Below are 17,729 nucleotides of genomic sequence, written 5' to 3'. Positions count from 1 at the left end.
GTCTTAGATCAAACCAAGGGTTGACTGGCACACCCAATTTCAAAGAAAATACTAATTTCGGGCTGCCTTAACAGACCAGATTCCGGCTAACTCTCCGTCTCAACCAACATGTTCGACAAGCTACGCAAGTATATCGATCGGGTAACATCGGCCGTGATCCCGGACGAAGAATTTGTTTTCATAGAAAAAGCATTTGAGGTCAAGCGCCTCAGGAAACGTCAGTTCTTGCTGCATCAGGACACCGTTTGCCGGTATATGGCTTTCGTGGTCACGGGCGCATTACGGCAATACAGCATCGACGAGGATGGTTTTGAACATATTGTCAATTTTGCCATCGAAGATTGGTGGATCAGTGACCGGGGCAGTCTTCTGAGTCAGACGCCGTCCAGGTACAACATCGATGCGGTCGAAGATTCGGTGCTTTTGGTAACAACACTTGACAAGCTGAACGTTCTCAGGGAACAGTCGCTTTCTTTTCTAAAAATGGCGCATATCCTGGATCAGAACCATTCGATCGCCGCCCAAAAAAGGATTGAAGCGGGCATTACTATGACAGCCGAAGAAAAATACCGGTATTTGATGGCGGCTAACCCCGAATTTATCCAGCGATTTCCCCAAAACATGCTCGCATCCTACCTTGGCCTAACCCCAGAAACCATGAGCAGGGTGCGAAAGCAGGTACTGGCCCGCTAGCGGATTTAGAAAGTGAAAGACCGCCTTGGTAGTTACTGAGGCGGTCTTTCGCTTTTAGGCCGAACTATCCGATAATCTAAAAAAGTACATTTCTCTTGATCCATATCAACTGCATTTCTTAATCCAGGTCAAAATTCCCGTCGCAACCATACCCCAACTTTGCATCATCGAAAACGACCAAACGAAAAACAACAGGCGGCATTCGAGACGATCAAATTCTTAACTCAAAAAAACAAAACATCATGGAAGCGAACACCGCATTGAACACGAAGGCAGGACTTGGAGCATTGCTGACACCGGACAACTGTGCCTTGATATTGATCGATCACCAGCCATTCCAATTTGCCGGGCTCAGAAGCCACGACACCCAGACGATTATCAATAACGTCGTGGGACTGACCAAATCCGCAAAAGCATTCGGCGTGCCTACTCTCTTCACAACGGTAGTCGAACACCGGGGCGGCTTCTTGATCAAACAACTGCAAGACATTTTTCCTGATCAAAAGCCCATTGACCGCACCTTCATCAATACCTGGGAAGACACCAGGGTGACGGACTGGGTGAAAGCGACCGGGAAAAAGAAAATTGTAATGGCTGCCTTGTGGACGGAAATATGCCTTGCCATGCCTGTGATCCAGGCTTTGGGCGAAGGATACGAAGTTTACATTGTGACCGACGCATCCGGCGGCGTAAGCCTTGAAGCGCATGAAATGGCCGTGATGCGTATGGTACAAGCAGGTGCTGTACCCATTACCTGGACAGTATTTGCCTCGGAACTGCAGCGCGACTGGGCCCGCACCGAAACCGTGCCGGCGCTGGCAGAAATGCTCGTCGACCACATGGGCAACGTGGGAACAAGCCTGACCTGGGAACTGCAATTGCTTGCCACTCCGGTTCCCGCTTCTTAACACCCCATTGATTTATGATCAGGAGTGCTGTCATAAAAGGCGGTCATTTTTACAAACCCGTGCCCGTAGGCTTTTGTTGCGCTCCTGATCGGATTCCTCTCCGTCTATTTAAGATGAAAATACCTTTCCAGCCAGGAATCATCGCGCTCGCTGCTTGTTTGACCGCGATGATTGATGCACCGGTCCGGGCACAGGAGCTACAACTAAAGCCTACGGGCTATTTAGCGGACGCATCCGAAGAATACTGGCCAGCCGATTCGCTGGGTACGCGATCGCACATCAGAAAGAATATCCCTATTCTTCATGGAAAAGGTTCGGTAAGCAATGGTGTCAGCATCAGGAATGGTTTTGAATCTTTCAGAGGCTACTTATGGGGCATTGGTCCGCAGGATGGTAGCGGATATCTGCTTCACCGCATCTTGGCCCACAGCGATCTTCGGTACAGCAAACACCTACGCGTCTTTGCCGAGTTGCAAAGCAGCCTGATCACTGGCCGGAATGGTGGACCTCGGCCTATCCAGGACTTGAACAAGCTCGTGGCCAACCAACTTTTCGCCCAGGTGACAATTAAAGAAACAGCCACCTCCCGGCTTAAATTACGGCTGGGGAAGCAGCATCTGAATTATGGTCAAGGTACACTTTTGGATTTGCGGGATGCGAACGTCCGCAGGTCATTCCTGGGCGGCAAATTACAGTTGGAGACGGCGCATACGAAGCTGGATATTTTTGCCATGAAGGCCGTAGCATCACAAAAAGGTTTATTTGACGATACAATCGATCACGGTCAAAAGATCGGGGGCCTGTGGATAACGCGAAGCTTTGATACAAACCCATCAATAAAGATTTACAGCTACTATTTGCTGATTCGTCGCGAAAACAGCCACTATAACCAAGGCAGCGGAAGGGAGCGCAGGCATACAACGGGAATAGGTCTTACTTTAAATGATGAGCCCTGGTTTAGCTTCTCGGAGCTTGATTTTCAATGGGGTAAATTAGGCACAGGCAAAATTCTCGCATGGAAGATCGCTCCTTCACTGGGATACCGGCTTGACTACTTACCATTGCATCCGGTGGTGTCCATTCAGGCGGCAATTTCCAGCGGGGATAGCGACGCTGGTGATGGCAGGCTAGAAACGTTTAATCCAATCTATCCCAAAGCTATATTTTACGGTTTCATCGATAATGCAGGCTCATCCAATCTGATTGTAATTCACCCGAAGACCGAGTTAAGGGTAACAACCGAATTGACTCTGACATTGAATTATTACCAGTTTTGGCGCCAAAATGTGGCTGATGGAATCTATGCCGTTAACGGCTCCTTTCTGCTGCCTGCCTCTGACGCGGGGAGACATATTGGGGAGATGATCGACCTCTACATGCAGTACCGCGGCGGCAAACACTGGGTGTTTCAGCTCATTGGCGCGTACTACGCCAGAGGGTCCTATTTAAAAGGCAATTCTTTAACAAAAAGTGACATCCTGTATTTCGGGCTGAGAACGGCTGTCAATATTTAGTTCTACTTTCAAAAAACAGATCCAATGAAAAAGACATTCGGAATTATTGGCGCGGGAAATATCGGTCAGACTGTAGCGCGCCATCTCCTTAAAGTGGGGCATCGGGTAATTCTTGCCAACAACAGCGGAGGCGATTCCCTAGCGGAAATCACCCGATCGCTCGGGGCCGGCGCAGTCGCAGGAACGGCCCGGCAAGCCGCCCAGGCCGATATTGTATTGCTTTCTCTACCCTGGTCGCAGGTTCCGACATTAAAAGATATCACGGACTGGACGGGGAAGACGGTGATAGATGCAACAAACCACTTCATTACTTATGCTCCCGATTTCAAAGTAGAAGATCTGGGAGGTAAGGCGTCCAGCGAAGTTGTTGCTTCCCTACTGCCAGGGGCCAAAATCGTGAAGGCCTTCAATACCATTTTTTACAAGACGTTGGCCGAAGATCCGCACGTTGCAGGTGGCAATAGGGCGCTTTTCGTCTCGGGAAATGATCAGACTTCGAAAAGCGAGGTAATAAGCGTAATAGCTTCTTTGGGCTTCGCTCCGATAGATTTGGGTACGCTCAGCCAGGGAAGCAAGCTGCAACAGGCCAAAGGGGCGCTAGCAACGCTAAACCTAATTAAATATTAGGGACTATAGCAAAAGCAAAATCCGGAGGTGAAATATTTCACCTCCGGATTTTGCTTTTGCTGTTAATACCTACCATCCCTGATCGGTAGGCAGAACAAATACCTCTGAAACGTTCACATGATTTGGTTGTGAAACTGCGTACAGGATACTGTTACCGATGTCCTCGGCAGTTAAAAAGGTCATTTGTTTGGCCAGCTCCTCCATATCATTGCGATATTTAGCGTCGGTTATATGGTCGTAAAGCTCTGTTGCCACCGCACCAGGCTGGATGTTGGTGACCCGGATTTTGAATTTTGGCGCAAGCTCCATTCTCAAACCATCAGAAAAGGCGGCGATGGCAAATTTGGTGGCGCAATAGACCGAGAGCCCTTTAAATACCTTCCGGCCTGCGATCGAAGACATATTGATAATGTGTCCCGAGTTCTGCTTTTTCAGGTAAGGCAGCACGGCGGCCGTCGCATTGAGGACACCTTTGATGTTGACGTCGATCATCTGGTTCCATTCCTCGACTTTTAAGCTTTCAATGTCTGAGAGCGGCATCAGTCCCGCGTTATTGACCAGAATATCAATAGTACCATAAACAGCAACAAGCTCTTCAACGCCGCGCTTAACGGATTCAGGATCAGTAACGTCCATTTGAATTGATAAGGCTTCCCCGCCGGATGCTGTAATTTCATTTTTCAGTTCGTTTAGTTTGTCTATTCTACGGGCGGCGATGCCGACTTTGAATCCGTTTGCGGCTAACACTTTGGCAGTACCAGCGCCGATTCCACTTGACGCGCCGGTTATCAGGGCGACTTTTGATTGCGTTTCCATTGTTTTAATTATTTGAATCTTTGATTGGAAATTGACTCGTTTGATCAGATCTGATGTTACAAAGGTAACCTGCCGCCATGGCTGAGCAGATGCAAGCTTCAAACCGAGAATTGCGAAAAACAAACAATCGAAGATCCTTTTTCAAATACAAAAAGAAAGGCCGGATCCCACAGCCACGCGGCAAATGGGCCTGGCCTTTAGCCTGATAAGGTCAGTAAGCGCCTACAAATTTTCCGGCCTGAACCGCTCGGGAAAAGAAACATGATCGCCTGAAACCATAAAAGTGCCCCCGCCCCGGTAATGCACGGTTTTAGGAAATTCAGGACTAGTGGCCACGTGGGCTTTGACTACTTCGAGGATAAAGAAGCTGTATTTATCGAGTAAACTGGCATCTTTCACCCGACATTCGAAGCTCGCGTAACACTCATTGATCAGCGGCGCCTTCACATATTGTCCTTTGCCCTTATGCAGGTTGAATTCTCTGAACTTGTCGACTTCTCTTCCGGTGGAGTTCCCAATACCTATCACGGTATCGATCAAATGCAGTTCGGGAATGTTGATGACACACTCCATGCTAGTTCTGATCATTTCAAAACTTTGATTGTACCCCACAATGTAACAACCTAACAATGAAGGATTAAAGTCCATCACCGTGTACCACCCCATCGTCATGATGTTGTCTTCTCCATTACAGCTTGAACTTACAAGCACAATCGGGCCTGGTTCCAAATAGCGCCGGATGCCATCCACGGGAAAATCCTGTTTTTCATATGTCGTTTTCATAATGCTTGAATTTTGAGTTGTTATTGCAAAGTTCAGGCTATTGCACCAAACGGCCCTTGCAAGGAAACATCAGATTATTGCTAATATCAAACAAAAAAAAGGACCACCCTCAGGTAGTCCAATCCAGATCTAAAGGATTCCTTTCACAAGGAGCGGAATGCGGAAGGTGACACTTCTGTATGCTTCCGAAAGAAGTTGTTGAAATGGGCCGGTTCCTCAAAACCCAGCGAATAACCGATTTCAGCAATGCTCCAATTGGTATGTTTGAGCAGGGCCTTTGCCTCGCTGACCAGCCTGGTGGCGATCAGCGCCGACGTCGTCTTGCCGGTCGTTTCCTTTACGGCGCGGTTCAGATGGTTAATATGCACGTAAAGCCGGTCGGCGAAATCTTTCGGCGAGCGCATCGTAAAACGCTGATCGGTCGAATCGATCGGAAATTGCCTTTCGAGCAGTTCGGAAAAGATCGAGGTGATCCGGGCATTTGCATTGACCTGTTGGTGAAGTGTTTCGGTGGCATCCATTTTCAACGCATAATGGATCAGTTCGGTCACATAGCTCACCAGCAAATCCTGTTTGAATCGGTAATCAGAGCCTATTTCATCAAGCATTTTCCGAAATATGCCGCCGACAAAATCCTTCTTTTGCTCATCAAGGATATAGGAAGGTTTTCCACCGATCGCAAACATGGGCAGCTCTCCTAGGTTGCTCCTGAGCTTTTCCATGAAAAATGCTTCCTTGAAGATGCAGAAATATCCCGTGTTGCCTTCGGCAAGCGTCTCCCAGCGGTATGGGACATTCGGATTAAAGAAAATCAGGGAGGTTCCTTTTACATGCAGGGTCTTGTCGGCATAATGGAAAAGGTTGTCGCCGGTAATGAGGCTGATCTTGTAAAAATCCCTGCGTGCATATGGGACCGTTACCTGCCCTTGAGGGTTAACACTGTCTTCAACCACAAACACATTGAAATCACCGATCTCACGCTGAATGTTGGCCGGCGTCCCCGAAAACTTGTGCTGATAAAACTCTTCAAGCGTTTCTGTATTGGCCATGATGTTTGAATACCTTTGGGAATATGTAAAGATACACAACTGAAATGACGCCTCAGAAGCTCCTACCGGCGTCTTTTAGCCCAAAATGGATAATTTGGATCACATAAATACGCATCAGGTCGAGCTTATGATCGTATTGGGACCCCGCCTCCGCCAGCAGCAGTTCAAAAACCTGGCTCACAGCAGCTGCCCCGGCCGCGTTTAAGATGACCAGGCCTTCATCCGGATGAGCAAATACTGGAAGTCGTTTAATCCGGCTCCTTAATCTTTCCGGCATGAACAGGGGACTGAATGCACAGTAGTACCCCTTCCGGCCTGCCAGTGCTACACTTTCTGCCGGCAGAGCTTCCCCATTTGAAAATAATAGCTGATCGGGCGCTGTTAAATATTGGATCACCCAATAGCCCGGCAGCAGCCCTGCTGTGATCGGGCTGCTGCCGGCGTGGCTGTCGAGCCTTCCGGCCAGAATGTTGGTGGCGGACGCTTCCATATCAGTATGACGGCATGTTATTGCTGTTTATAGAGTACCATTCCGGCGTGGTACAAAATACCGTCCCTGAAGTCGCCATCGGCGGTGAAGCCTGTATCGTCCTTGTAGTCAATATGGTTTCCGGTGACTTTGTAAGAACCCCGGTAGGCGCTTTCGCGCTTCCCCCTGGCCTCATCATAACGGTTTCCAGGCAACAGGTTATGGCGTATGTATCCATCGGCAGTTACCCACATGCCGATATAGTCTTTACTTTCCTGCATTGTTTGTTTGGTGTCCATAGCGACAGGTTGGTTGGATTTACATTGAATGAGCCAGATCGTCAGGGCGGCCGATACGCCTGCCCTGACAAGCTGAAAGGTTTTCATAAGCTTAGCCATCGTTGCTAAACCATTTCCCGAGCATTGACTTTCTCAGGAGCCAGTTGGCGGAGCAGTCCATAAAAATCAAAGTAGGAATCAGCGCGCTCGATCTTGCCCTGGCGAAGTTTGTAGACGTCACAGAAGTTTACCCGCATACTAACGCCAGTTGGTTGCAAGGTTCCTGCCGGTGAATGGAATACGCCCTTGTGAGTTCCCTTGCCTATCCCCTGTGCGATCACATAATCGCCAAATGCAACGAGGCTTTTAACTTCACAGGTAGCATCCGGAAAAATGCCAAACCAGCTCACCCAAGGATCAATGATCGCATTCTCGCCTGTTGTGGTGTAATCGAAAGGCACATCAAGCCATTCACTGAAATCCGCCCCAAGGCTTTTGATATATTCCAGATCCTTCGCGTTGACAGCCTGATAGAGCTTTTCTATAACCTGCTTATTATCAAACCGCTCTACTTTTTTCAGCATTGTTGCCTGCATCGGCAGGGATAGCCAATCATTGGTGCTGGCAGTGAATGCTTTAAGTTGGGGTGTATTCAAATGATCTTCAAAAGCCTTGCTGTCGCTCCAAGACTCTCTGACATGAAACTGGGTTTCGTCGGACTCGGCCGTGAACACCTCATAGGCAACTTTGCCAGGTTCCGAGCCGGAGAGCGTAAGCAGGTTCAAGAGCGATTCCTTCAAATTCTGTGCAGATTCGGCGTTTTTTGCGTTTAGTGTAATCCATGCAGTTTTCATCTTTGCTATCGTTTAAGTGGTTAAACTTTTGATATAGCAAAGGTATATTGGGCTAAGAAGGCCAGGTTAGCAGAAAAGAAACAGCTTCTTGCGTAAATCAAACATCCCGGAAAATCCGTGCGGAGTTCAGGCCCGCATCACACACCTTTCTACCAACCGCAGTGTAATTAGCGCTCAACGGAATGGTCATGCTAAGAAGCTTCTAATTATACTTTCTGCAGAACTTCAAAAGGCGGAAGCTCGGTCCGTTCGTGCAGGCGCTGTTTACCCTGGCTCGGCATTTCACTGATTTTGCCCTAACTTTGATTTTTACAAAATCAAAAACTGTGGAATCAAAATCATTTGAGGATTTATGCTACCGCCTTTCCAGCGGATTGTCGACGGACCTGAGCGCGTTGCTGCCCCAGAGCTTGCAGCATGAAGTAGGGCACTTTAATGTGTTTAATCTTACCGAAATGGGTCCGACGCCTAGGAAAAAGCCTGCGATCCCCTACCCTTGCCGGGCATATTATAAAATCAGTTTTCTGACCGGGCGCTCGATGGCGCAATACTCGGACAAGACAATCGAAATCTTGCGGCCCGCCCTGATTTTTTCGACGCCTAAAAAACCATTCCTCTGGGCGCCCGAGGGCCGGCAAACCGGACAATTCTGCGTTTTCACAGCCGACTTCCTGCATCCGAATCAAAGCGGGGTCATCCTCGATGAGCTGCCTGTTTTCAAATCGCCGGAGCACCCGGTTTACACACTTTCGGAAAGCGACATTGCGAAGGTGCAGGCCATTTTTGATAATATGGAGGCCGAAATCAGGTCTAATTACGTTTATAAGTACGACCTGCTCCGCGCCTACACGCTCGAACTGATCCATCTCGCGCAAAAATTGCAGTCGGCCACCATGTTGCACCCGAACCACAGCGCATCCGCGCGGTTGACTTCGTTGTTCATAGAGCTGCTGGAAAAGCAATTCCCCCTCGAAAGTCCGCAGCAAACAATCGCGTTGCGAACGGCGAGACAGTTTGCCGACCAGCTTTCCGTGCATATCAACCATTTAAACAAAATACTGAAAGAAACCACCGGACTGACTACCACCGAGCTGATCGCTGGCAGGATCGTTCAGGAAAGCAAGACATTGCTACACCACACCGACTGGACGATCGCCGAAATTGCCGACAGCCTGGGATTTTCCGACTTCGCGCATTTTGCAAAGTTCTTCAAAACCGGTACATCCCTATCACCCGGCGCATTTCGATCACAAGCAAAAAGTGTGAATTTTACATAAAATGGATTGAACCTGACAAACCGGCTCACTGTCATTTGGTGGATTTTTGTATAATTTATAACCATACCAAAGTCCAATGAATACTCAAAAGATCGCATTGATAACCGGCGGAAGCCGGGGAATCGGTAAAGACATCGCATTGACGCTCGCCCGGAAAGGCTCCGGCATCATTCTCACTTATCTCAGCAACCGTATCGAGGCGGAGGCCACCGTTTCGGCCATCGAATCGCTGGGCGGAAAAGCGGTAGCCCTTCCGCTGAATACAGCCGACACGTCAGGTTTCGACGCATTTTTCAAGCAGGTACAACAAGCGTTACGAGCTACATTCGATGCCGAACGCTTCGATTTCCTTGTTAACAATGCAGGGACAAGCCTCACTGCACCGGTGACCGAAACGACCGAAGCGCAGTTCGACGAAATGCTTAACATCCATCTCAGGGGCGTTTACTTCTTCACGCAAAAAGCACTTAATCTCATCAATGACGGCGGGCGGATCGTTAATATTTCGTCCGGCGTGTCGCGCTATTCGTTTGCTGGCGCATCTGTTTATGCGATGATGAAAGGCGCTATCGATGTGTACACACGCTACCTCGCGCTCGAACTGGGTACCAGAAAAATCGCTGCAAATGTAGTCGCGCCGGGCGCGATATTCGGTGGCGCTGCCATGCAGGATTCTCCTGAAATCCGCGCGTGGGTACAGGGCATGACCGCGCTTGGCCGCGTGGGACTGCCTGATGACGTCGGCGGCGTAGTTGCATTTCTGTGCAGCGAAGACGCTAAATGGGTAAACGGCCAGCGCATCGAAGTGACCGGCGGGATGGTTTTGTAAACAAAAAACCAGGATCCGATTTTCGGGTCCTGGTTCTGAATTTATCTCATAGCCTCTTTCAAAAGACGTTTTTGAAGGATCTAAAAAACCTCTCCAAACAAATCTTTCTTGTATCGGAAACTACAGCAGGCGGCTCTTTTCTTGATACAACACAGAAAAAACCGAGTGAGGTTTTTACCAGGTGGGTTCGAGAGCCTTTCTAGTTTTTCGACATCCTTCGAACAATTCTACGGCGTCAGTCCCAAACTCTACCAACAGGAACGTTTGAGCATGTAGCGCAACTTTATACCGATGCGGCCAATTGAATTAAACGACAAACCGAAGCTGAGTCCCTTTAATTTCGAGGACCTTTTGGCAATTCATTTCATCAACAGTGCCAAGCAGTTTTCGGGGGGTAATTACAGGCATCAGCACAAATTTCTGTATATTGTTGAGGGCACAGGGCCAGTCAAACTCGATCAAGACAAATTCGACTTTGTGGACGGTTCATCGTATGCATTTCGAACCGCGAGCTCTGTCGAAATCATGTCATCAGATTTGATTTCAACCGTCCTGATAGTCTTCAACAAGATCCCTTTTACAGACCGTAGAGTCTCAGCAGAAAGAACATGGTAACTCCGGACAGCAGACAACGTGATTCAATTAATGCCGATCACCGCAGAGACTTTTGAACATCGGATATCGAGTCCTGATGATCGGAATTCGATTAATGCACTGGCAAAAATGATACTCATGGAAGTGAATACCCCAATGCAATTATTCAGATGAGATTATTCTCAATTCTGCACTGAACATTATCAGGATAGCAGTAAGAGCTGATGCTCAGCATGTACATTCAACACAGACACTTAACCTGCCGCTGGGTATTTTAGAAATAATGGAGCAAATTTGCATGATCCTGAAAAAAACAACTATTCCTCAAATAGCCATGTCTTTAAACAAAGCTCCCGGCAGCTTGAATAGAAGGTTTATCAAAAATTCTGGGAGGTCGCTTGCCGACTCCGTAAGGGAGGCCCGGTATGTTTCAGATTTCACGAATGGATGAAACGATAAATAAACAACGCATCAATCATTATCCTAAGTGCGAAAAGTTACTCTTCTGATTTAAATCCAACTCACTTCGTCGTTTGACAAAAATGACCGGGCAAAACGCTTTCGCCCAGTTCTTTTATCATTGTCTGAACGCCTACTTCGTTAACTTTAACAGATCCGTTACCAATCCACCGGCAGTTATATTCACGATCTTTTCCGATTGTCCTGTCGCTGGATCATATTTGTAGTAACCGTTCAAATTCATGCTGGAATTGTAAATCGGAAGGTAAAACTCGCCGTCGTATTTGTGCGTACTGGGATAACTGTAAGCTGCCGTCAGCGGTAAATCTGCAATAACCGTCGCAGTCTGTGCATTCAGATCCAGCTTCACCCACCGCTGAACGGGACTGTAAAAGGCAAGGTCTGACAGTTCGGCATACTCTGCTGCCGTAATGGAATTAACCGCCAGCTTACCAATCAGTTCCAGTAATCTCGGAGGATACGGCGCCGCGGAAATGCAGGCGTAAGCGATTCCATTCGCATCGTAGATAGTGCCCAAAAGCAATTGAAACATCGAACTCTGCTGTCCTACCGCATTGATCGGGTTAAAGGCATAAGTCGAGTCAAAGTCAGTTTTCCCGGCTGGAATTTTCAATATCTGCGGCCTGGACCTTTTCGCAGAATTTGGCCCGAGTTGCCCGTCCAGCCCATACTGACCTTGTGTACTGATGTAAACATTTCCCGCTTCATCGACAACGCTGTGCTCCAAGCCGCGGGAAACCGGATAAGTGGCTTGTTTAAAAACAGCAGTCTTCTCCCATTTTCTTGTGGTCAAATCCACCACTTCCACGTACACGTCCTGTGCATCGTAAAACTGGCCGGTCTTGTTGCTGTTCGTAACAAGTGAGGCAAATAACTTGTGATCATTGGGCCTGTAAGTAAGATGCGCATACACATTTAACTCGTTCTCAGGAAAATTCTTGGCTTTCGACATATCGATCTGTCCCAGGTTTTCCATCGTTGCCGGGTTAAAAAGGAACAAGGACCTGTTTCCCGAAGTCGAGTAAACACCCAGGTTTTCGTTGACGATCAGCACAGACTGCAAATATTCCAGCAATGGAATGCTGGCTACTTCCACCACAGCTCCCGAAGACTTCAAAATTGCCTGCTTGGATAGCTTGTTGTCGCCATCCAGCGAAATTCCATAAAGGAAATTTTTATAAGAAGTCCTGGCCATGAAGGTGTTGTAAGCCGTATTCTTGGTCAGATCAACCTCGCCGGAAGGCTGCTGCGGAAAGAAACCAGCGTAATAGCTGTACCCTGCCGTCGATTGCGAAATGCTCGATAACAAAAATCCTTCTTGCTGATAAAGCGACTCGGGTTCGGATTTGGGTTCATCATCGCTGCTGCATGAGATCAGCCCGGTTGCAAAAAAAATGGACAATAATAGATTGGTTGTTTTCATTGGGATTGGATTTGGTTGGAAAGTTGTGGTCGGTGGCAGTCGGTATTAAGCAATAGGCAGGCTTATAGCTTAATGCCAGACACATTCTGCTAAAAGCTTGATACCTCCCAGATGAGCTTTACATTGAAATTCGTCCCGGCGCGCGGCACCAGGTAGTTATCAAAAAGCTTGGCATTGAAGACGTTAATGACATTCAGGGAAGCTGTCAGGCTACGTTTCACGAACTTGTAGGAGAAACCCGCATCCAGGCGATGCTGAACGGGCACGTATGCTTCCGGCGTATTTTTGATGCTGTTACCTTTGCCAACGGTGATGTGATTAAACGGGGCGATGTAGTTGTAAAACAGATAAGCCCGGAAACGATCTTCGGTTTTCAATAATCCTGGTTTCTGCCATGATAACTCAGAATTTCCATAAAAATTGGGATTGTTTGGAAAGTCGGTGCCGACCAGAAACTGACTTTCTGCCAGCTTCATTTTTGTGAAAGTTTTACGCAGGAAAGTCAGATTTGTTTTCAGGCTGAATGCATCTTTGAAGGTCAGTGCCAAGTCGCCTTCCACACCCAATGTCCGCACCTGGTCGGCATTGTCGTATCTTCTGATCACACCATTTCCTATGAAAATAAGGTCGTGCTGGCTGCGGTAAAACCCATTTATGTTCGTAGCGATGTTTAAAATTCCGCCGACCGGCCTGCTCATTACAACACCCATATTCACATTATCGCTACTTTCCGGCAACAGGTCCGTATTGCGCACGATATCTGAGCCGTTGCCTACGAACTGGGCAAACTGCGGGACCAGATAACCTTTTTCAAAAGATACGCGGGTAAAAATACCTTCGGCGATATCATACTTGAGTGCCGTGTTGTAGCCCCAGATGCCATCCTTTTTCTTAACCAGCTCAAATGTGTTGTTTTCCGCACCATCGAGGATATAATCGTATTTCTTAATGGCGGCTGAAAAAGTAAACCTTCTCAGAAAGAAGCCCTCATATTGCGCTCCGGCGACATTCTTGGTCAGATATTGAGGAATGCGCAGGTAATCCTGCATCGGGTCCGCTTCCAGATAATCGATGCCGGTCAGCTTTTGTCTGGCATATAAATTGGAAAAAAGTAGTTTGTGATCAGGGTTTATTTTAAAGGTAAAACTGCTCCGGTTGATCCAGCCATGAATGTAAGTATCCGAATTTGCCTCGTAATATTCGCCAGGGCTCTGCTTTCTGCCAATTACTTTTCCACTCCAGCTGTACACATTCTTGGTCGTATCCACATAATTCAAAGTCTGACTGCTGTAATTAGCGGCCGTGGAAAACAACGCACGTTGATTCCAGAATGCCTTTTCATACTTTATAACCGCAGTCAGGTTTTCGGCCCTGTACTTCGCCTCTCCGAACGCAGTCCCGCTCACTCTGGCGCCGTTTTGCAACTCCTTGTTTCCGCCTGAGACATTTACCGAAAGTTTCAGCTCGTCAGCCCACGGCTTACTGTGGGTGCCGACGGTTATACCGCCAAAAAAGATCTTATACTGGTCATGAAAGCGCTTGATGCGTTCAATCCGGTTGCCATTTTCAAAAATCCTGGCGTCCATTCTATAACTGTTATCAGAATAATTGACAGCGCCGGTAACATTGACGAAGTAATTTTTCTTATTGGCCAACCCCAGTGCAAAATCGCCCAGATGCGTATTGTAAGAGCCCACGTTATAAGAAGCGCGAAGCGAATTGAACGATTTCTGCTCGGTTACCAGGTTAATGCCCCCGCCTAACGCATCAGTACCAACGTCGACCGGCAATACGCCTTTATAAACATCGATCCGTTTCAGGTTTCCGATCGGCAAAGTCGAAATGTCGAAGTTCGGGTAGATGAATTCCATCGGCAGGCCATCGATGTAGACCCGTACCGCATTGCCACGTAAACCGTTAATCGAAATATCCGAAGGTTCTCCCAGTGAACTGGAACGCCTGATCCGCACGCCCGAAAGCCGGTCGATGATATCAGTGATCAGCACATTCTGGCTCACCACATTTTTGATCTCCACGCTGCTGATCGTAATCGGCCTTATTTGCTGCATGTGGCTTTGCTTTTCGGTTTTTACCAAGACCTCATCGAGATCTTTGGTATCGTCGATCAGAACGGCGTCTTCAACCACAACATGGCCCAGGATCTTGACGTCTTTTTCAAACGTTTTAAACCCCACATGACTTATAACAAGCTTGTAATCACCAGCCGGAATATTCGGGAGCCGGAATTTACCATCCACTTCCGACGCGGTCTCATATCTGGTATTTTTCAACGAGACCGTAACAAAGGGCATTGCGTTGCCCTCTCCATTTTTAACTTTTCCGGACAAGGTAAACCCCTGGCTATATGCAACTACATTAATAAGCAGGAAGATAAAGAGAAGGAAAAATGTTCTCATAATAGATCATTTTCGAATTTTTCGTCAAATGTAGACACTTATTTGTATTTAGTTTAAATAATATCAATATTTGTAAAAAAAATTTATGCTGCAATTCTATCTTGTTTTCGTGGGGATGTACTTGTACTATTTCAAGTCGAAATATTACCCGCACTTTTTGTTCAGCCCGCGGATCCGTAGCCCTCGGCTCATTGGATTGCTTTTCTCGATAGGCGGATCATTGTTGTATGTGCGGACTGGTGGCTGGGCCGGCGGGCTTTTGCTTGCATTGGCTGCAAGTGTGCTTGCTATCAGTATCGTCCAGCTTTTTGCGGTGCTTGGTAAATTTTACTTTTATGGGATGGCCGTAGTCATACACTTCTTGTTACTTATGCAATTGATCTGCGATGCCAGCTAAAAAGGAATATCTGACAACCCCTGGCCAGCGTGCCCTCAAGATCACTGCCGGGCTTTTCGGCGGCTATTTTCTGGCTGTGGCCGTTCACATGCTACTGGCGGCCGCGCTTCCTTATCGCATGGAAATTATCCTTACGGGCGCGTTTTCGGTCTTTCTGCTTTGGACAGCACTGATGATCATCGCATTCCTGATTCGTAATGCATGGACCGTATGGGCCATATATCTTCTTTCGATTACTTTTTGCGCGGCAGGAATATATCTGCTAAAATGATTATGAAACTAAAAGGTTTATCGCCGCGGCTCTATAACATCACTTTTAACACCCACACCGTTTCGGGCATTGTGATCAGCTTTGCCTTATACGTAATATTCTTCGCCGGAGCATTCACGCTCTTCAAGGATGAATTTTACCAATGGGAAAATCCGGTGATACGGCAGGCATTGCCACAGCCGGTCAACTATGATCAAATGCTGCGCAGCCTGAAAAAGTCCACCCCCCGATTTGATTTGTCAGAAGACATTACCATCGTCACAGAATCCGCAAAAAGACCTCTGGTGAAGGTTTACGGGCATTTGATCGTACCCAAAGGCAAACCCGAGCAACATTACTACACGACCTATTTCCCGGTGACCGATGAATTTTTGAAGGATGAAAAAACTACGGTCGGAGAGACCTTATACCGGTTGCACTTTTTTGACCAGATCCCTTTTATAGGCAGATACCTTTCCGGCTTTGTGGCACTGTTCTTCGCTTTCGCGGTGATTACGGGCGTAATGATCCATTGGCAAAATATGCTTACCAAACTTCACGGCTTTTCACTCAAAGGATCACTGAAAAATCTCTGGACTAATGCACACACCGTTTTTGGTTTACTTGGACTGCCTTTTCAGCTAATGTATGCGATTACCGGGGCTTACTATATGCTCTCATTTCTGGTTTTACTTCCTGTGGTCGTGGTATTCTATGACGGCAGTCAGCAAAAGGCTATCGATGACATCTTTTCGGAACGTGCCACGAAAGTGAGTGAAGAATCTGCCTTTACCACCAAGAATCTAAGGCTAACCAGCGTTCTTGAAAAAGTAAAAAGTAAACATCCGGAATTGGATTTGCATTACCTGCTAGTCAAACATTATGACCGGCAAGACGGTATAGTTTCGGTTTCGCTGGAAAACAGCAAAACGTTCGCGGGTAACGGTTCGGTGACGGTAAGGTTGAAAGATGGAGAGTTGATCTCCGACAAATTACCGGGCAAAAGGACTTACGCAGAATCCGTGCTATTTGGAATATCCCGGCTGCATTTCGCGACTTTCGGAGGGTTTGCCCTGAAGGCGATCTATTTCCTGTTGGCCCTGTTTACCTGTTTCGTAATCATCAGCGGTGTGTTGCTCTGGAAAGAGGCGAGGAATAAAAAAAGCTATACTGACAAACAAAAGCAGTTCCATCACAGGGTAACCATGTGGTATCTTGCCATTTCATTCAGCCTTTTTCCCGCCATAGCCATTCTTTTTAGTACGGAACTAGTGATGCCAGATATTGAAAATCACGTTTTTCTGGTCAGAACTGTGTTTTTCGTATCGTGGCTGGCGCTAAGTATAGCAGGTTTACTGTTGAAAACCGAATCCAGGATCACCTGGTTTTACCTGCTTGTTGGTGGGCTGTTTTCGGTTCTAGTCCCGCTTGTCAATGGATTCACAACAGGTGACTGGATCTTTGATGCATGGTCGGAAGGACTCTATTATACTGCCCTTACAGATGCGTTTTGGGCTGCAACTGGGGTCATTTCTTTAATCCTGGCCATTTCAATTAGCCGGAGTTTCAATAGATCATCCGCTGAATTTGACGATGATACGAAATCACTCCGGACCGCTATGAAGCATCTGCATCGCATTTGAAGATAATTAGCAAACATTACTCAACTCATGCGAACCATAGCCTCGCCGATATACAGCCTAGGCGGCCAACCCAAAACAGCTATATCGAACGATTTAACCGACTGTACCGAGAAGCAGTGTTAGACGCATATTTGTTCTTCTACCCAGATCAGGTCAGGCAATTAGCAACCGAAAGATTGAAGAATATAATCAGCGACGATCATACGAAGGGCTGGGTAATTTGACACCATTTTGAATGGAAAGAATCGCTGGTAAAAGGAAATTCACCAACAAATAACTGTCTGACAAATGGGGCACTTACATATCCCGAGTAATTTCGCGTGTAGAAATATCCATTTTACGGCGGCAAAAGCTTCGAGTTTCGCAGCCTGCACGCCATCAGAACAACTGCTAGGTATAATTTCGCAGGCCGTTGGCAGGATCTGCCC

18 protein-coding genes are annotated in these 17,729 nt (G+C 47.4%); 10 read left to right on the top strand and 8 right to left on the bottom strand.

Translation table 11 applies throughout. The features are described 5' to 3' along the window. Positions 1 to 108: 108 nt before the first annotated feature. From AAHB90_RS30180 to AAHB90_RS30165, 4 genes are all read left to right on the top strand, one after another. Positions 109 to 693: a Crp/Fnr family transcriptional regulator gene (locus AAHB90_RS30180; RefSeq protein WP_342089039.1), complete on the top strand. Its 585-nt coding sequence runs from the start codon at positions 109 to 111 to the stop codon at positions 691 to 693. 242 nt (positions 694 to 935) lie between these two features. Further along, positions 936 to 1,601, top strand: coding sequence for a hydrolase (locus AAHB90_RS30175; RefSeq protein ID WP_342089038.1), 666 nt, complete (start codon positions 936 to 938; stop codon positions 1,599 to 1,601). Between the two features lie 113 nt (positions 1,602 to 1,714). Beyond that, positions 1,715 to 3,115 carry an alginate export family protein gene (locus AAHB90_RS30170; RefSeq protein ID WP_342089037.1) on the top strand — a complete coding sequence of 467 codons (1,401 nt, stop codon included), beginning with the start codon at positions 1,715 to 1,717 and terminating at the stop codon, positions 3,113 to 3,115. A gap of 24 nt (positions 3,116 to 3,139) precedes the next feature. Beyond that, a complete protein-coding gene (locus tag AAHB90_RS30165; protein WP_342089036.1) occupies positions 3,140 to 3,742 on the top strand; it encodes an NADPH-dependent F420 reductase in 603 nt (200 codons plus the stop codon). 69 nt (positions 3,743 to 3,811) lie between these two features. Here the strand turns inward: AAHB90_RS30165 and AAHB90_RS30160 are convergent, their stop codons facing one another. The 6 genes from AAHB90_RS30160 to AAHB90_RS30135 all read right to left on the bottom strand — a co-directional run bounded on the left by AAHB90_RS30160 (position 3,812) and on the right by AAHB90_RS30135 (position 7,991). After that, positions 3,812 to 4,558: an SDR family oxidoreductase gene (locus AAHB90_RS30160; RefSeq protein WP_342089035.1), complete on the bottom strand. Its 747-nt coding sequence runs from the start codon at positions 4,556 to 4,558 to the stop codon at positions 3,812 to 3,814. 222 nt (positions 4,559 to 4,780) lie between these two features. Beyond that, entirely contained in the window at positions 4,781 to 5,341 is a 561-nt protein-coding gene (locus AAHB90_RS30155) for a flavin reductase family protein (protein ID WP_342089034.1), read from the bottom strand. A gap of 143 nt (positions 5,342 to 5,484) precedes the next feature. Beyond that, positions 5,485 to 6,390 (bottom strand): helix-turn-helix domain-containing protein, encoded by a 906-nt coding sequence (locus AAHB90_RS30150; RefSeq protein WP_342089033.1) that lies wholly within the window; start codon positions 6,388 to 6,390, stop codon positions 5,485 to 5,487. 52 nt (positions 6,391 to 6,442) lie between these two features. Further along, positions 6,443 to 6,880: a hypothetical protein gene (locus AAHB90_RS30145; RefSeq protein WP_342089032.1), complete on the bottom strand. Its 438-nt coding sequence runs from the start codon at positions 6,878 to 6,880 to the stop codon at positions 6,443 to 6,445. Positions 6,881 to 6,897: 17 nt separating this feature from the next. Beyond that, entirely contained in the window at positions 6,898 to 7,245 is a 348-nt protein-coding gene (locus AAHB90_RS30140; RefSeq protein ID WP_342089031.1) for an Atu4866 domain-containing protein, read from the bottom strand. Between the two features lie 17 nt (positions 7,246 to 7,262). After that, positions 7,263 to 7,991, bottom strand: coding sequence for an ester cyclase (locus AAHB90_RS30135; protein WP_342089030.1), 729 nt, complete (start codon positions 7,989 to 7,991; stop codon positions 7,263 to 7,265). 326 nt (positions 7,992 to 8,317) lie between these two features. On the opposite strand from AAHB90_RS30135, the gene AAHB90_RS30130 reads away from it, so the two are divergent. Together AAHB90_RS30130 and AAHB90_RS30125 are read left to right on the top strand one after the other, a co-directional pair. Continuing rightward, positions 8,318 to 9,268 carry a helix-turn-helix domain-containing protein gene (locus AAHB90_RS30130; RefSeq protein WP_342089029.1) on the top strand — a complete coding sequence of 317 codons (951 nt, stop codon included), beginning with the start codon at positions 8,318 to 8,320 and terminating at the stop codon, positions 9,266 to 9,268. Between the two features lie 76 nt (positions 9,269 to 9,344). Further along, positions 9,345 to 10,097 (top strand): SDR family NAD(P)-dependent oxidoreductase, encoded by a 753-nt coding sequence (locus AAHB90_RS30125; protein ID WP_342089028.1) that lies wholly within the window; start codon positions 9,345 to 9,347, stop codon positions 10,095 to 10,097. A gap of 1,186 nt (positions 10,098 to 11,283) precedes the next feature. On the opposite strand, the gene AAHB90_RS30120 is transcribed toward AAHB90_RS30125, so the two are convergent. Together AAHB90_RS30120 and AAHB90_RS30115 are read right to left on the bottom strand one after the other, a co-directional pair. Continuing rightward, the gene (locus AAHB90_RS30120) at positions 11,284 to 12,594 is read right to left on the bottom strand and encodes a hypothetical protein (RefSeq protein WP_342089027.1); all 1,311 of its coding nucleotides are present in this window, start codon (positions 12,592 to 12,594) and stop codon (positions 11,284 to 11,286) included. Between the two features lie 89 nt (positions 12,595 to 12,683). After that, the gene (locus AAHB90_RS30115) at positions 12,684 to 15,011 is read right to left on the bottom strand and encodes a TonB-dependent receptor (protein WP_342089026.1); all 2,328 of its coding nucleotides are present in this window, start codon (positions 15,009 to 15,011) and stop codon (positions 12,684 to 12,686) included. 85 nt (positions 15,012 to 15,096) lie between these two features. On the opposite strand from AAHB90_RS30115, the gene AAHB90_RS30110 reads away from it, so the two are divergent. Genes AAHB90_RS30110 through AAHB90_RS30095 form a run of 4 tightly spaced genes read left to right on the top strand, consistent with a single transcriptional unit; the run spans position 15,097 to position 17,525 of the window. Beyond that, on the top strand, positions 15,097 to 15,408 hold the full coding sequence (locus AAHB90_RS30110; RefSeq protein WP_342089025.1) for a hypothetical protein: 312 nt from the start codon (positions 15,097 to 15,099) through the stop codon (positions 15,406 to 15,408). Beyond that, positions 15,398 to 15,679: a hypothetical protein gene (locus tag AAHB90_RS30105; protein ID WP_342089024.1), complete on the top strand. Its 282-nt coding sequence runs from the start codon at positions 15,398 to 15,400 to the stop codon at positions 15,677 to 15,679. The genes AAHB90_RS30110 and AAHB90_RS30105 overlap by 11 nt, the downstream gene beginning before the upstream one ends. Positions 15,680 to 15,681: 2 nt before the next feature. Then, positions 15,682 to 17,301 (top strand): PepSY-associated TM helix domain-containing protein, encoded by a 1,620-nt coding sequence (locus tag AAHB90_RS30100; protein ID WP_342089023.1) that lies wholly within the window; start codon positions 15,682 to 15,684, stop codon positions 17,299 to 17,301. Next, the gene (locus tag AAHB90_RS30095; protein WP_446717942.1) at positions 17,298 to 17,525 is read left to right on the top strand and encodes an integrase core domain-containing protein; all 228 of its coding nucleotides are present in this window, start codon (positions 17,298 to 17,300) and stop codon (positions 17,523 to 17,525) included. The genes AAHB90_RS30100 and AAHB90_RS30095 overlap by 4 nt, the downstream gene beginning before the upstream one ends. The last annotated feature ends 204 nt before the right edge of the window (positions 17,526 to 17,729 follow it).

It is taken from the genome of Dyadobacter sp. OTU695 (genome assembly GCF_038440355.1).
GTDB lineage: Bacteria > Bacteroidota > Bacteroidia > Cytophagales > Spirosomataceae > Dyadobacter.
This window is presented reverse-complemented; position numbering and strand designations above follow the sequence as displayed.

Coding starts and splice junctions, on each gene's coding strand:
- AAHB90_RS30180 (WP_342089039.1), top strand. CDS start 109: ATGTTCGACAAGCTACGCAAGTATATCGATCGGGTAACATCGGCCGTG.
- AAHB90_RS30175 (WP_342089038.1), top strand. CDS start 936: ATGGAAGCGAACACCGCATTGAACACGAAGGCAGGACTTGGAGCATTG.
- AAHB90_RS30170 (WP_342089037.1), top strand. CDS start 1,715: ATGAAAATACCTTTCCAGCCAGGAATCATCGCGCTCGCTGCTTGTTTG.
- AAHB90_RS30165 (WP_342089036.1), top strand. CDS start 3,140: ATGAAAAAGACATTCGGAATTATTGGCGCGGGAAATATCGGTCAGACT.
- AAHB90_RS30160 (WP_342089035.1), bottom strand. CDS start 4,558: ATGGAAACGCAATCAAAAGTCGCCCTGATAACCGGCGCGTCAAGTGGA.
- AAHB90_RS30155 (WP_342089034.1), bottom strand. CDS start 5,341: ATGAAAACGACATATGAAAAACAGGATTTTCCCGTGGATGGCATCCGG.
- AAHB90_RS30150 (WP_342089033.1), bottom strand. CDS start 6,390: ATGGCCAATACAGAAACGCTTGAAGAGTTTTATCAGCACAAGTTTTCG.
- AAHB90_RS30145 (WP_342089032.1), bottom strand. CDS start 6,880: ATGGAAGCGTCCGCCACCAACATTCTGGCCGGAAGGCTCGACAGCCAC.
- AAHB90_RS30140 (WP_342089031.1), bottom strand. CDS start 7,245: ATGAAAACCTTTCAGCTTGTCAGGGCAGGCGTATCGGCCGCCCTGACG.
- AAHB90_RS30135 (WP_342089030.1), bottom strand. CDS start 7,991: ATGAAAACTGCATGGATTACACTAAACGCAAAAAACGCCGAATCTGCA.
- AAHB90_RS30125 (WP_342089028.1), top strand. CDS start 9,345: ATGAATACTCAAAAGATCGCATTGATAACCGGCGGAAGCCGGGGAATC.
- AAHB90_RS30120 (WP_342089027.1), bottom strand. CDS start 12,594: ATGAAAACAACCAATCTATTATTGTCCATTTTTTTTGCAACCGGGCTG.
- AAHB90_RS30115 (WP_342089026.1), bottom strand. CDS start 15,011: ATGAGAACATTTTTCCTTCTCTTTATCTTCCTGCTTATTAATGTAGTT.
- AAHB90_RS30110 (WP_342089025.1), top strand. CDS start 15,097: ATGCTGCAATTCTATCTTGTTTTCGTGGGGATGTACTTGTACTATTTC.
- AAHB90_RS30105 (WP_342089024.1), top strand. CDS start 15,398: ATGCCAGCTAAAAAGGAATATCTGACAACCCCTGGCCAGCGTGCCCTC.
- AAHB90_RS30100 (WP_342089023.1), top strand. CDS start 15,682: ATGAAACTAAAAGGTTTATCGCCGCGGCTCTATAACATCACTTTTAAC.